We start from the raw sequence: 14,862 nt of genomic DNA, 5'->3' as shown, positions 1-14,862 counted from the left end.
AATTTCTACTTATGAAAACGCTACTTATTATTGATGTACAAAACGATTTTATGCCAAACGGTTCGCTTCCTGTTTCTAAGGGTGATAAAATTGTACCTATAATTAATAAGATCTTAGATAAATTTGATTTAATTGTTGCTACACAAGATTGGCACCCTATAAATCATGTAAGTTTTGCAAAAAATCATAAAGGAAAATCTAATTTTGATGAAATTGAATTGCATGGTAAGTCACAAACTTTATGGCCAAACCATTGCGTACAAAATACTAAAGGTTCAGAATTTCATCCAGAGTTAAATACAAAAAATTTTGAGGCTATTTTTAGAAAAGGAACAGATACAAAAATTGATAGTTATAGTGCATTTTTTGACAACGGGTACTTAAAATCTACAGGATTAGCAGGTTATTTAAAAGAAAAAGGAACTTCGGAACTTTATTTATGCGGTTTAGCTGCAGATATTTGTGTTTACTTTTCTATCAGAGATGCTATTAAAGAAGGTTTTAACTGTTTTTTTATTGAAGATGCTTCTAAAGCTTTAGATGAAGAAACTTTTAATACAACTAAAGAAGAAATGATTTCTATGGGCATTCAGGTTATAACATCAGAATCTATAGAGTAAATATTCTTTATTGAAAAGCGTTTTTTTTAATTACTTGTTCATTTTAATGTAAATTATTTTAGAAATAAAAACCCCTAAAATACCACCTAAAGCAGAAACAATACCGTTAATTATAAACAACCAAATATCAAATGTTTCGTTTTGCATAATGTACCAAGGATTAAAACCTAACCTGCCAAAAACTTTGATGAGAAAAATACTACCAAAAACACCTACTAAGGTGTTTCCTGTAAAACCAAAAGAGTATTTTTCTTTATAAACACCAAAAAGGTTCGCACCTAAAATCCCAATAAAAATACTAATTAAAGAGATTAATGTTCCTGTCATAATTCAAGTTTTTAATGCTCTCCATAACCAACATTATCCATTTTTCCTTTAAAAACTCTGTATTGAATCACCATATAAGCCGCAACTAAAACGGCCGCAATTGCAAACCAATATACACCAACAGATAATCCGTATTCATCTGCAGCAACATTGTACAAAGTTAAATCTGGATTGATGTTATTTGTTGATGGCAATACTTTTGGAAAAATTGATGCCACTGTTGATGTTAATCCGCCAAATAAAAATAACGAACTGAACAAAAATCCTAATCCGTGTTTTTTAAATGATTTCACTTTAAAAAGACCAAACAATCCCGTAAAACAAATTATGGGAAAGATAATTAACCAAGGTTTATCTATAAAATTACGAAACGGTTCTGGATCTATAATATGCCAAATAAATAGTGAGATAATCACCAAACCTAATAACACAAAATTCAAATTAAAAACTACTTTTTTTAGCTTTTCATTGATATCTGAATTGGTTTTAAAAATAATCCAATTGGCACCGTGAATTGTTAAAGCAACAACTCCGATAATTCCTAATAATAATGTAAACCAATCTATAATTCCTAATTGTTCTGCTTGTGGACTAAATGTAGGATTCCAAAGAGGCAAAAAGAAATAATGCGCTTCTTGAGTAGAAATACCGTCTACCACGTTTCCTAAATTTACACCTCTTACCACGTTTCCTAAAGCAACTCCAAAAAACAAAGCCAGTAATAAACTAGAAATTCCAAATGCTTTATCCCAAATAGATTCCCACATTTTGTTATGTATTTGTCCTCTTAATTCTAAACCAATTGCTCTAAAAATCAGCAACCATAAAATCATCATTAATGGTAAATAAAATCCACTAAAAGAAGATGCATATAAAGTTGGGAAAGCAAAGAATAAAACTCCTCCAGAAGCAATTAACCAAACTTCATTCGCATCCCAAAAAGGACCAATTGCATTTGTAATTGCTTTTTTATCTTTCTCTTTTTTTGCAAAAAATAAATGAATAATTCCTGCTCCAAAATCATAACCATCTAAAATTACATAAACAGCCAACATTGTCATTAAAACGATATACCAAAATAATTCCATAATTTATTAGTGTGTTTCTGGTTCTGGACCTTTATTAATAATTTTTCCTGCTAACATTAAAAACAACATTCCTAAAAGAAGGTATAAACCAATAAAACCTAATAATGTAAATAATGTATTTCCTGATGAAACTGTTGGAGATGCTCCTGCAGATGTTCTTAATAAATTATATACTAACCAAGGTTGTCTACCTAATTCTGCTGTGTACCAACCTGTAGTATTTGCGATATATGGAAAAGGCAACATAAACATTAATGCCCATAAAATCCATTTTGTTTTGTATAATTTTCTTCGGAATAATTGCACAGTTGCCAACAACATTAATCCTATAAAAATAGTACCTAAACCAACCATAATATGATACGAATAATACAAACCAGGCACGTTTGTAGGATGAACGCTTTTATCAAACTCATTTAAACCTTTAATTTCTGCATTCCAATCTTGGTAGGTTAAAAAACTTAAAATGTTAGGAACTGCTATTTTGTTATCTAATTTTTTCTCTAACATGTTTGGCTGTCCAATTAATACAATTTCAGAACCTCCTTCTTCAGTTTCAAAAATTCCTTCCATGGCGGCAAAAGTAGCTGGTTGATATTTAACCACATTTTTAGCCACTAAATCTCCCGTTGGGAAAGCAACTAATAAACTAGAAATTAAACCAAAAACAACACCTGTTTTTACAAATAATTTCCCGAATTCATGATGTTTATTATTCAATAAATAAAAAGCACCAATTGCAGCAACTACAAAAGATGATGTTACTAAAGAAGCTGCCTGATTGTGTAAATAAGATGGTAATAACCAAGGGTTAGAAAATAAAGCACCAAAATTATTTAATACAAATTTTCCGTTTTCAATAATTTCATATCCTACAGGATATTGCATCCAAGAATGTGTAGCGATAATTAAATACCCACTTGCCCAAGAGCCTAAAAAAACCAGAAAACCTGTGAGAAAATGGAGTTTATGTCCTAAGAGTTTTTCACCAAAGAGAAAGAGTCCTAAAAAGGACGATTCTAAAAAGAATGAAAACATGCCTTCCATTGCTAAAGTTTGCCCGATAATACCTCCCGTCAATTCAGAAAATTTAGCCCAATTTGTACCAAATTGAAATTCCATAGGAATACCAGTAACTACACCCATTGCAAAATTGAGTGCAAAAATTTTCATCCAAAATTTTGCAGCATCGTTGTATTTTTCAATTTCTGTTCTTAAAAACTTCCATTTAAAATACACAATCATCAATGATAAACCCATTGTTAATTGCGGAAATAAATAGTGAAATGTGATAGTAAACGCAAATTGCATTCTATCGTAAAATAACATGTCTTCCATATCCTGATTTTAAACTATAAAAATACAAAAACAAGATTGGTCTTCTGTAACATTTATTACAATTAAATTCCTTTTTTAACAAACTTCACAAACAGCTCCATATCTTGTCTGTTAGGATAAGAATTGTAACATTCTGTAAAAATATCCATAGAAAAATACTTTTTAAAATAAGTTAAGTATTCTTTTTTGTTTCCACCAAAAGGTGGATGATCTTTGTTAAGTCTCGCATCAAAAAGTAAACCCACTAACTTTCCTTTTTCACTTAATAACTCATTCATTTTAAAAGCATATTTTTGTCTTAAATCAGGATTTATGGCACAGAAAAAAGTTTGTTCAATAATCAAATCAAACTTACCTTCTAAATCAAAAAAATTAGTATGAATTAATTGAGTTTCAGGAAAATTTGGAACTCTTATTTTTAAGTTTTCTAAAGGTACTTTAGAAATGTCTAAAACATACATATTTATAAATCCGTTGTTAAAAAGATATTCGGCTTCGTAAGAATTTCCAGCACCAGGAATTAAGATTTTAAGCTCTTTATTAGTTAATTGATCAAAATACGATTTTAAAGGAGGAGAAACCGTTCCTAAATCCCAACCAATTTTATTTCTTTGATACTTCTTACCCCAAAAATCTTCAGATAAATTCAACATTTACTGCATTATAGTTATAATTTAATAGAAAAATAACATTCATTTTCCTACCAACAAAATAGAGTTTATATTTGTACTCTAGTTAAAAATAACACATTTTTTATGGAAGCTTTAATTGCTGCGAAAAAAAATTTAAATAAAAAGGGTTTTTTAGATATAGAAACTCCTAATATTAATTATGTTGAGGAGATTTTAAAGCTAAAAAAAGAAAAGAATGCTGTTCTTTTAGCGCATTATTATCAAATTGATGAAATACAAGAAATTGCAGATTTTGTTGGTGATAGTCTAGCTTTAGCACAACAAGCCGCCAAAACAGATGCAGACATGATTATTTTTGCTGGTGTACATTTTATGGCAGAAACCGCAAAAATTTTAAACCCAAACAAAAAAGTACTTTTACCAGATTTATTAGCAGGTTGTTCTTTGGCAGATTCTTGTCCACCAGAAGAATTTTCTGCATTTAAAAAACAGCATCCAGATCATATAGTAGTAACATATATTAACTGTTCTGCAGATATTAAAGCTTTAAGCGATTATGTTTGTACTTCTTCTAACGCTTTAAAAATCATCAATTCTATACCTAAAGAGCAACCAATTATTTTTGCTCCGGATAAAAATTTAGGTGATTATTTAAACAAAGAAACTGGTAGAGAAATGTTACTTTGGGATGGAGCCTGTATGGTTCATGAAGCTTTTTCCATGGAAAAGTTAATCGACTTATACAAAGAGCATCCAGATGCAGAATTAATAGCACATCCAGAATCTGAAGCTCATATGCTTAAAGTTGCCAAATATATTGGTTCTACTTCTGGTTTATTAAATCATGTAAAAAATAGCGATAAACAAAAATTTATTGTTGCTACAGAAGCAGGTATTTTATATGAAATGCTACAAGAAAACCCTGATAAAATTATTATTCCTGCACCTGCAAAAGAAGACAATACTTGTGCTTGTAGCGAATGTGCTTACATGAAAATGAATACAATGAAAAAATTGTATTTATGTTTAAAACACGAATTACCAAACATAGAAGTTGATGCAGAATTAGCTAAAAAAGCGATTATACCTATCAATAGAATGTTAGAAATATCTAAATAGTACTTCTTAAAATGTTAACTGATAAAAATATTATTGCTACAGATTTTCTAGTAATTGGTTCTGGAGTTTCTGGATTAACGTTTGCTTTAAAAGTTGCCTTAGAGCATAAAGATGCTAAAGTTGTTATTGTAACAAAAGACAAACAAAGCGAATCTAATACAAAATATGCACAAGGCGGTATTGCTACCGTTTACAATAAAACAGTTGACACTTTTAAACAACATATACAAGACACTTTAATTGCTGGTGATGGTTTGTGCGATGAAGATGTTGTTAAAATGGTTGTTAGAGATGCTCCAGAAAGGTTACAAGAGTTAATAGATTGGGGAACAAAGTTTGATAAAAATGAAAAAGGAAACTACGATTTAGGTAGAGAAGGTGGCCATTCTCAAAACAGAATTTTACATCATACAGATATTACAGGCGCAGAAATAGAACGTGCTTTATTAGCGCAAGTAAATGCACAACCTAATATTGAGTTTTTAACGCATCATTATGCGATAGATTTAATTACAGAGCATCAAGTTAAAAAAACCAAAACAAAACGAAATGGTAAAGTTTCTTGTTTTGGGGCGTATGTTTTAGATATTAATAACTCTAAAGTAAAAACATTTGTAAGTAAATTTACAATGCTAGCTTCTGGGGGTAATGGGCAAGTTTACGAAACTACTACAAACCCAGCTGTTGCTACTGGAGACGGGATAGGAATTGCATACAGAGCGAAAGCAGAAATTTCTGAAATGGAATTTATACAGTTTCACCCAACAGCATTATATAATCCAGGTGAATATCCTGCATTTTTAATATCTGAAGCTGTTAGAGGTTTTGGCGCTAAACTAAGAGATTATAATGGCGATTTCTTTATGCATAAATATGATGAAAGAGAAGAATTAGCTTCTAGAGATATTGTTGCAAGAGCCATTGACAACGAATTAAAAAAAAGTGGAAGACCTCATGTTTATTTAGATTGTACCCATTTAGATATAGTTAAATTTAAAGAACATTTTCCGAATATTACAGAAAAATGCGCTTCTCTTAATATTGATATTAGTAAAGATTATATACCTGTTGTACCTGCAGCTCATTACATTTGCGGAGGTGTAAACGTTAATAAAAAAGCAAAAACCTCTATTAAAAGATTATACGCTTGCGGAGAAGTTACAAGAACTGGATTACATGGCGGAAATAGATTGGCTTCTAATTCTCTTTTAGAAGGTTTAGTTTATGCCCATAAAGCTTTTTTAAATGCTTCTAAAAAATATGAAAATTCAAAATTACCAACAGACATTCCTATTTGGAATAATAGTCAGGTAATTAAAAATATGGAAAAAAGATTGATTGCTCATGATAGAAATGAAGTAAAAACTATTATGACTAATTATGTGGGTATTGTTAGATCTGATGAACGTTTATTAAGAGCCGAAAAAAGATTAAAAGTACTTTATAAAGACAACAAACGCTTATACGATTATTCTGAGCTTTCTGTTGATTTATGCGAGTTAAGAAACTTAATTACAACGGCGTATTTAATTACTCAGTTTTCTAAAAAGAGAACAGAAAATTGTGGTGGTTTTTATAGCTTAGACTGTATTTAATCATAAAAAAAGCATTTAAATAATTAGATGCTTTTTTTATGATTTTCACTATATTTTTACGAAAACTTATTTACAAGTGTAACTAATTCGTTTTTTTGCACCACTCCAGATTGTCTCCAAACTTGTTTGCCTTGTTTATAAAGAATTAAAGTTGGCACACCTCTTACTTGATACTTAGAAGCTATAGATTGATTTTTATCTACGTCAATTTTAATAATAGCAACTTTATTACCTAAAGCATCTTTTGCTTCTTTTAAAATAGGGCTCATTGTTTTACAAGGTCCGCACCATTCTGCAAAAAAATCTACTAAAACGGGTTTATCTTGATTAATTATCTCTGAAAATTTACTCATCTTTTATTCTAATTATTTGTTATATGATATACTCCAAATACCTCTTACTTCATTATCATTATAACCTAAAGCTAGATCATTAGGATACAATTTTTTTAACATTTCTGCTGTATTCTCTTTAACTTTATTATTTATTCCGTGGCATTGTAAACACATAGCATTTGTTTTAATAGGATAATAAAACTGTACATTATCATCTGTAGTTACAATAACCGGTTTAGATTCTATTTGTTGTTTTACATCACCTTTAAAAACATTAATATATTTTAATTCTTCTGTATTGGCTTTATTCTTTAGGTTTCTTGGTTTATCTGATACTCTTTTTATATTAGCATTATGCACAATAGACATACTATCTGTTAAAGGATATGCTTTTATATTACAAAATTTAAGAGCCGCCAATGCCCCTTCTTGTTGTATTTTAGATATCAAATTTTTACCTAAAACAGCCTTTGTAGTCAACGCAAAATTCAATCCTTTTTTAATATAAACTTCATTATCTAAATTACCTTGTTGGTTATTTATCATTTTTTTATCATAGGCTTTACCTTTTTTTAAATGACTTTCAAACCATTCTGGTTTCTCTATTTCAAAATCAAACATATATTCGGATATTTGCTGAATCGTTTTTTCTGGATATCTTAATTTTGGCATTAAACCATATTTTTTAACTGCTCCGTACATTTTCGCCTTTTCTTCTGTTGGGTTATTCATCCAACTTTGTATATCATTTATAAAAGCTTCTTTAGAAATATTCTCATTGATGTATCTTCTTTTTATAGCAATCATTGGTGGCGCAAGTCTACTATCTTCCGAAGCAGTAACACTATGACAGGTATAACAACTTGCTTCCATCAATTTTTTTCCTGGATGTTCTTCTGCCAAGTTTTTATTCGAAGTCTGGTTTTTTATGGTATAGGATGGTTTTTTAGAATCTTTACAACTAAATAAAAACGTAAATAATATTAGCACAGTAATTAACCTCATCTTTTTGTATTTTATTATTATCAAAAATAAAGTAAACTACTTTTTAAGTTAGTAACTTAAGTTACAGTTCTAAAACTTTAATACTATTTCTAAAAAGTTGAATTTTACTTTCATTCTCTAACTTTTTAAGTAATCTAGAAATTACAACTCTAGAGGTGTGTAAATCTTCTGAAATTTGCTTGTGAGTTACATTTAAAACATCATTATGTGTAACCATTGCTTTGTCTTTTAAATATTTAAAAAGGCGTTCATCCATCTTTAAAAAGGCAATGGTATCTACAGCATCTAAAAGTTCATCCATTCTATTATGGTAACTTTGTAAAATATAATCTTGCCAGGTTTTATACTTACTTAACCAAGTAGCCATTTTTTCTTTAGGCAACATAATTAACTCTACTTCTGTTTCTGCAACAGCTCTAATTTTACTTTTGGCTTGCCCCATACAGCAAGAAAGCGTCATTGCACAAGTATCTCCTTTTTCTAAATAATAAAGTACCAATTCGTCTCCATCTTCATCTTCTCTCAAGATTTTAATAGCTCCAGAAATTAATAAAGGCATCGATTTTATATACTCGCCAATTTCTATAATGATATAATCTTGTTTAAAAACTTTGTGAACACCAACTGTGTCTATCTCATTAATCAATTCTTCTACGAAGAGGTAACCAAAACTTTCTTTAAAATCAGTATTCATTAAATTGCTTTTGTAATCATTAAATTTAAGCAAATGTTTTTAAAGGCAAAACTATTTTCTTTAAAACCAAAAAATCCGAGTTTTTCAACTCGGATTTTTATGACTAAACGCTACTTCTATCATTTACTAGGCTTCTTATCACTATTTATTAAAAGAAATACAGCAACAACTAAGCCTACAACAACCAATGCAAAAAAACCTATTAGGATGGTACCAAGTGTCCAAGAAACCTGAGGTATGATAGAAAAATTCATTTTCACTAATATTTATACCCCAAAATTACATATTAAGTTTTGTCTGAATTATGACAAAAGTCAGTTTGCTTAAAAACTTACATTTAAAATATCTCCGCTTAATTGTAGTAATTGTAATTCTATTAATTTTGTATCGAATTTTGCATTATTTAAAGCTGTTTTTGCATTTATCAAATTAATTTGAGCCTGTCTAAACTCAATAGAAGTTACTTGTCCTAATTTGTAACGCTCTTCTGTTCTATCAAAATTATTTTGTGTAGTAGCAACATTTTTTTCTTGAGCACCAATAATAAAAAGTTGATTATTATAAGTATCCCAAGTATTTTTTAAATTATTTTGAATAGTAATCTTTTGTTGCTCTAATAATATTTGCTGATTTTCTAAACTAATTTTTGCATTCGCAACATTTGTTTTTGTACTACCTCCATCAAACAAACTCCAAGACAGACTTAAACCAGCATTCAATCCATTAGAAGTAGAACCTGCTAAGAAAGATGTTGCAGGGTTTTCACTTTTACCCCAATCGTAAGATGTACTTAATGCTAAAGTTGGTAAATAATTTGCTTTGTTTACTTTAATATTAAACTCGCTAATTGCAATGTTTTTTTCATTTTGTTTTAATAAAGAATTATTTGCTAAAGTTTTAGCTTCTAAGTCAACAAAATTCATCATTCCAATAAATTCCACTTCCGTTTCTACCACATAATCTACTTTCTTTTCTACCCCTAAAATAATGTTTAAACCACGTTTTTCATTACTCAATTGTTGTCTTGCAGAAATTAAAGCAATACTATCATTATTAACATCTACTTCTGCATTTAACAACTCTAACCTTGTAGATTGTCCATAATCATATTGATATTTCGCACGCTCTAACCTTTGTTTAGAAATGGTTAACGCTTCTGATAGGTTATTTCTATTTTCTGATAAACGAGCAATTTGAAAATATGCCGTAAACAACTGTAAGTAGGTGTTTTCTATTGTTTCTTTTGCTTGTAGCTCTGTTAAATTATAGGTTTCCTTTAGTTGCTTATAATTATACCTTCTGCCCAATCCATCAAAAAGTGTATAATCTAAACCAACAGAAGCACTATAAGACTTTGTAACTGCTCCATTTACTGTTGTAGACGTACCATCTTGCCTAGTAATTGTCTGATCATCGTTACTGTAATTTGCACCAGAAAAAACAGATACCGTTGGCAAAAAACCAGTGTTAAAGATGCTCTTATTATTTTTAGCTACTTCTAAATTATTATTTGCAATTTTTACGCCAAAATTATTTTCTAAAGTAATTTCTAACGCTTCTTTTTTAGTTAAAATTTCTTGTGATATTCCTTGTAAAGTCGATAAAAAAATGACCAACAATACTGTATTTTTAATGATCTTCATCTTCGTCGAATTTAGATTCTATTATAGCACTTTCTACTTCTTCTTTAGTAACATTATCTCCTGTTTTTAACCACTTAATTCCTACTTTTATAGAGTTAGAAACCGATAATAATAATGGTAACATTATTAAAGTTAAAACAGTTGCAATTGCAATACCATAAGATATAGATATTGCCATCGGAATTAAAAATTGCGCTTGTCTACTTTTTTCTAACATTAAAGGTGCTAAACCTGCAATTGTTGTTAAAGAGGTTAAGAAAATTGCTCTAAAACGAGATTGACCTGCCGCAACAAGTGCATCATCAAACAACATACCTTCTTTTAAGTAACTATTAAACTTACCAATTAAAACTAAACCATCGTTTACCATAATACCCACTAAAGCAATTATACCTAACCAAGATAAAATGTTAATAGGAAAATCGTGAAAATAATGACCTACAACAACACCGATCATACTAAATGGTATCATTAAAAGTAACAAAATTGGCTGACTGTAAGAACGAAATGTAAACGCAATTACAATGTAAATTAATGCCAAAATTATCCATTTTAACCATTCTAAAGAATCTAAAGTTTTATTTGCTTCTCTATTTTGACCTTCATAAAGTGGAGAAACCGAATGATATTTAGACATTATCTGTGGCATAACACGTGTTTTAATGTCTTCTAATATTTCTGTTGCACTTTCTTTAGCATCTTTTAAATCTGCAGAAACTTGTATTTCTCTCTTACCACTTAAGTGATTAATAGCAATATCTCCTCTTTTAATTTCATAAGTTCCTATTTCTGAAAACGGTATTCTTGTCCCGTTTGGAGCAACAATACGCATATCATCTAAATTTTTAATTGATGATCTATCTTCTCTATTATAACGTACCCAAACTTTTATTTCATCTTGCCCTCTTTGAAAACGTTGTGCCTGAAAACCGAAGAAACCATTACGTATTTGTGCCATTACAGACTGTAAATTAAGCCCTAATAAATATGCATTGTCTTTTAACGTAATATTTACCTCTTTAATTCCGGCAGGATCATTATCAGAAATATCTTTTAATAAAGGATTATTTTCTAAGGCTATTTTTAGATCTTCTTTTGCAGCTTTTAACTCATCAATATTATTACCTAATAAAGAAACTGCAACCGGACTTCCTCCAAAATTTCCTCCAGAACCAAAGACTAAACTTTCTACACCATAAACTTTACCTACTTTCTCTCTTAAAGCATTGGTAATTTCTGGTGATGAAAACTCTCTACTTTCCCCTGGCAATAAATTAATATTTAAAGTAGCATTTGCACTACCAGGACCAACTCTTTTTATAATATTTTGTACAACCTCTTCTTTACCAGATTGTTTTTCTGTAAACTCTTTACCTACAATCCAAGCTTTTTCTTCAATACCAGAAATTATAGAATCTGTAATTTTTTCGTTTGTACCTTGTGGCATTTTTAAAGTTACTTGTATTTTATCACTTGCAATAGAAGGAAAAAATGCAGTTCTTACAATACCTCCTCCAATAGATGTTATACTAAGAATTAGTAATGCAATTGGCACTGAAAACGCAAATATTTTATTTTTTAACGAAAACTTTAAAAAAGGGACATAAAATTTTTCGTTGATTTTAGTTAAACCTCCATCAGCAAATTTGTTTATCTTATTAAAAAACCCATCAATACCGCTTGTTTTAATTTCATCACCATTTTCTAACTTTTTTCTATCTAAAGCCTTAGAATGTGCAATATGTGCTGGTAAAATAACCAATGCCTCAATTAAAGAAACACTTAAAGTTAAGAGTACAATTGTAGAAACTTCACTAAAGAAATTACCGATTCTTCCATCCACAAAAAACAATGTAGAAAAAGCAATAATAGTGGTTAAAATTGCAGAAATAATTGGTGGAATTACCTCTACCGTTCCGTCTATTGCTGCTTGAATTTTTGTTTTCCCTAAATCGTAATAATGATGATAAATATTTTCTCCAATTACAATTCCATCATCAACCAAAATACCAATTACAATAATCATCCCAAAAAGAGATAAAATATTTATGGTTACATCAAATTGCGCTGCAAAAATAAACATTCCTAAAAATGCTACTGGCAGACCAAATGCTACCCAAATTGCCAAACGTAAATTTAAAAACAAGGCTAAAAAGAACAAAACAAGTAATATACCAACAATTCCGTTTTCTACTAAAAGCCACGTTCTTCCTTGTAAAGTTTCACTTCTATCATCTGTAATATCTAAGTATACATTTTGGTTTTGTTGATTAAACTTATGTATGTATTCTTTAATTTTATCTGCAGATGAAAGTAAATCTTCATTATTGGTATTACTGATAGAAATATCTATGGCTAAGTTACCATTGTAGTATAACCTGTCTGGTGTTTCTGACCAAGTATCTTTAACGTCTGCAATATCTTTTAAACGGATTATATTACCGTTTGGCTCTGTTCTTACAATTAAATTTTGCAATTCTACACCATAATAAGAACGATTACTTGCTCTAATTAAATAATCTTCTTCTGGTGTTTTTATATTACCACCAGTAATTAAAAGGTTAGAGTTTTGTACTGCAGTTGCTACTTCTGCAAAAGATAAGTTATAGGCACGTAAATCGTTTTCTTTAACAGCAATTTCTATTTCCTCATCAGGGAAACCAGAAATACTAACTTGCGAAATTCCTTCGATACCTCTAATATCATTTTCTATACCTCTAGCATATTGCTTTAAAGATTTTAGTTCAATATTTTCTCCACTAACAGTAAAACTAATAGTAGGCCTTATGTTTTCTACTTTTGCAATTACTGCAGGTTCCATACCAGAAGGAAAAGAAGGTACTCTGTCTACCGCATTTTTTACATCCGATAAAACAACATCTATATCCTTACCCTTTTCTACCTCTATACTTACAGTTGCTGAGTTTTCACTAGAGACGGATGTTACACGCTCTACACCAACAATTCCTTTTAGATTGTCTTCAATTTTTAATACAACACCTTCTTCCATTTCTTGAGGTGATGCCCCAGGATATGCTAAAGAAATGCTTATTAATTCTGAGTCTGTTAACGGAAAGAAAGAAGATTTCATTGTGAAAGCACCTACCAAACCAAAGGCTATAAATGCAATAATAAATACATTTACAGCAACAGGATATTTTATAAAATAAGTAATTAGTTTTTTCATGTAATTACTTTTTATTGATTTTTACAATCATACCATCAAAAGCACCTGGTAAAACCTGTGTTAATATTTTTTGATTGTTTTCTAAACCTTTAATAACCACATTTTCATCAGAAAAATAAACAGGATTAACATTTACTAATGATAAAATACTATCGTTTTTAACGGTATAAATAGCTTTATCATCCACTAATAATTTTCTTGAAACCTCAACTGCATCTGTTTCTGATTTAGCAACTAAGTCTGCCTCTAAAAACATACCTTCTTTTAAATCATTACTAGCAACATCTACATATGCTTTTATAGTTTGCGATGTTTGGTCTACTTTACCATTTACACGGACTACTTTACCTGTATAAGATTTTGTTTTTTCTAAATTAGTTAAAGCAACAGAATTACCTACTTTTAATAAATCTGCAAATGCTGCATTTATAGAAACTTCCATTTCATAAACGCCTGGGTTTATAAACTCTCCTAATTTTTGTCCAGTTCTTACTAAAGTTCCTGGGCTTACTAATGCTTCTGTTAGTATACCTGTAAATGGTGCTTTAATTTGATGTTTTGTTAAACGCACTTCTAAGTTTTTAACATTGTAATATGCCGTTAAAATACCTCTACCTGTAATAAAGTACTTTTCTTTATCCGAAGAAAAAGCAGGTAATTTTGGCGTAGTTTTATCTAAGTCATAATTTTGTAAATACGATTGCCATTTTTTAAATTCTGATGGATAATCTAAACGTAAATCTGGTAATGTAGACGTTATTAAATTATATAAATTACTCTTTTGTGATTGTATACTTGCGTAAAATTCATCACTATTTAAGCTTAACAAAGTTTCTCCTTTTCTGTAGGTTGAACCTGCCTTAAATGGTTTTCTAGATGTTTTTAAAAGACCTTGTACTTCTGAGTAAATTTCTATTTTATCTTTAGCAACCAAACTACCACTTGCCGTTAAAACAATATCTATTTCTTTATTATTAACTTCTTCTACAAAAACAGTTTTAAGTGTTCTAGAAAATTTTGGCTTTGGTTTTGTATTATTATCAATTAAGAATTTCCCTAAGAAAATAGCACCAACAGCAAATGCTATACCTAGAATAGATAGTATTGTTTTCCTCATAATTAGTTAGTTGTACTTTATAGTTTAAAACCTATAAAGCATTAAGTTTTTGCAAATATAGTTTTAAGACGTCTAGAATATTAAATAGTTTACAGATAAGAATGTTAAAGAAACGTTATAATTATCCAATAAGCATTAAAATTTAATGCTGTTTTAACAGAA

The 14,862-nt window shown here is 29.6% G+C and carries 14 protein-coding genes; 3 read left to right on the top strand and 11 right to left on the bottom strand.

The window, feature by feature from the left end:
• The first annotated feature begins 11 nt into the window (after positions 1-11).
• Positions 12-620, top strand: a complete 609-nt coding sequence (gene pncA, locus ACJJVY_RS16100; protein ID WP_405611205.1) for a bifunctional nicotinamidase/pyrazinamidase — start codon at positions 12-14, stop codon at positions 618-620.
• 30 nt (positions 621-650) lie between these two features.
• Here the strand turns inward: pncA and ACJJVY_RS16095 are convergent, their stop codons facing one another.
• The 4 genes from ACJJVY_RS16095 to ACJJVY_RS16080 form a co-directional block, all read right to left on the bottom strand.
• Positions 651-947: a hypothetical protein gene (locus tag ACJJVY_RS16095; RefSeq protein WP_405611202.1), complete on the bottom strand. Its 297-nt coding sequence runs from the start codon at positions 945-947 to the stop codon at positions 651-653.
• A gap of 11 nt (positions 948-958) precedes the next feature.
• Positions 959-2,035: a cytochrome d ubiquinol oxidase subunit II gene (cydB, locus tag ACJJVY_RS16090; RefSeq protein WP_405611199.1), complete on the bottom strand. Its 1,077-nt coding sequence runs from the start codon at positions 2,033-2,035 to the stop codon at positions 959-961.
• A gap of 6 nt (positions 2,036-2,041) precedes the next feature.
• Positions 2,042-3,373 (bottom strand): cytochrome ubiquinol oxidase subunit I, encoded by a 1,332-nt coding sequence (locus ACJJVY_RS16085; RefSeq protein WP_405611196.1) that lies wholly within the window; start codon positions 3,371-3,373, stop codon positions 2,042-2,044.
• Positions 3,374-3,435: 62 nt separating this feature from the next.
• Entirely contained in the window at positions 3,436-4,023 is a 588-nt protein-coding gene (locus ACJJVY_RS16080) for an SAM-dependent methyltransferase (protein WP_405611693.1), read from the bottom strand.
• A 105-nt stretch (positions 4,024-4,128) separates the two neighbouring features.
• Here ACJJVY_RS16080 and nadA point away from each other — a divergent pair, with 105 nt between their 5' ends.
• Entirely contained in the window at positions 4,129-5,124 is a 996-nt protein-coding gene (gene nadA, locus ACJJVY_RS16075) for a quinolinate synthase NadA (protein ID WP_405611193.1), read from the top strand.
• An 11-nt stretch (positions 5,125-5,135) separates the two neighbouring features.
• Positions 5,136-6,719, top strand: a complete 1,584-nt coding sequence (nadB, locus tag ACJJVY_RS16070; RefSeq protein ID WP_405611190.1) for an L-aspartate oxidase — start codon at positions 5,136-5,138, stop codon at positions 6,717-6,719.
• Between the two features lie 56 nt (positions 6,720-6,775).
• On the opposite strand, the gene trxA is transcribed toward nadB, so the two are convergent.
• The 7 genes from trxA to ACJJVY_RS16035 all read right to left on the bottom strand — a co-directional run bounded on the left by trxA (position 6,776) and on the right by ACJJVY_RS16035 (position 14,700).
• The gene (gene trxA, locus ACJJVY_RS16065) at positions 6,776-7,072 is read right to left on the bottom strand and encodes a thioredoxin (RefSeq protein WP_405611187.1); all 297 of its coding nucleotides are present in this window, start codon (positions 7,070-7,072) and stop codon (positions 6,776-6,778) included.
• A gap of 12 nt (positions 7,073-7,084) precedes the next feature.
• Positions 7,085-8,059 (bottom strand): DUF3365 domain-containing protein, encoded by a 975-nt coding sequence (locus tag ACJJVY_RS16060; RefSeq protein ID WP_405611184.1) that lies wholly within the window; start codon positions 8,057-8,059, stop codon positions 7,085-7,087.
• A gap of 61 nt (positions 8,060-8,120) precedes the next feature.
• Positions 8,121-8,753: a Crp/Fnr family transcriptional regulator gene (locus tag ACJJVY_RS16055; protein WP_405611181.1), complete on the bottom strand. Its 633-nt coding sequence runs from the start codon at positions 8,751-8,753 to the stop codon at positions 8,121-8,123.
• Positions 8,754-8,872: 119 nt separating this feature from the next.
• Positions 8,873-9,007 (bottom strand): hypothetical protein, encoded by a 135-nt coding sequence (locus ACJJVY_RS16050; RefSeq protein WP_405611178.1) that lies wholly within the window; start codon positions 9,005-9,007, stop codon positions 8,873-8,875.
• A 69-nt stretch (positions 9,008-9,076) separates the two neighbouring features.
• Positions 9,077-10,396, bottom strand: coding sequence for a TolC family protein (locus ACJJVY_RS16045; RefSeq protein ID WP_405611175.1), 1,320 nt, complete (start codon positions 10,394-10,396; stop codon positions 9,077-9,079).
• Positions 10,383-13,583 carry an efflux RND transporter permease subunit gene (locus tag ACJJVY_RS16040; protein ID WP_405611172.1) on the bottom strand — a complete coding sequence of 1,067 codons (3,201 nt, stop codon included), beginning with the start codon at positions 13,581-13,583 and terminating at the stop codon, positions 10,383-10,385. Before ACJJVY_RS16040 ends, ACJJVY_RS16045 begins: the two co-directional genes overlap by 14 nt.
• A 4-nt stretch (positions 13,584-13,587) precedes the next feature.
• Positions 13,588-14,700, bottom strand: a complete 1,113-nt coding sequence (locus ACJJVY_RS16035; protein WP_405611169.1) for an efflux RND transporter periplasmic adaptor subunit — start codon at positions 14,698-14,700, stop codon at positions 13,588-13,590.
• Positions 14,701-14,862: the final 162 nt, after the last annotated feature.

Origin of the sequence: Polaribacter sp. Asnod1-A03, assembly GCF_045063585.1 — a bacterium.
Taxonomy (GTDB): Bacteria; Bacteroidota; Bacteroidia; order Flavobacteriales; family Flavobacteriaceae; genus Polaribacter.
Note: the sequence above shows the minus strand (reverse complement) of the source record. Positions and strands in the feature narration are given on the sequence as shown.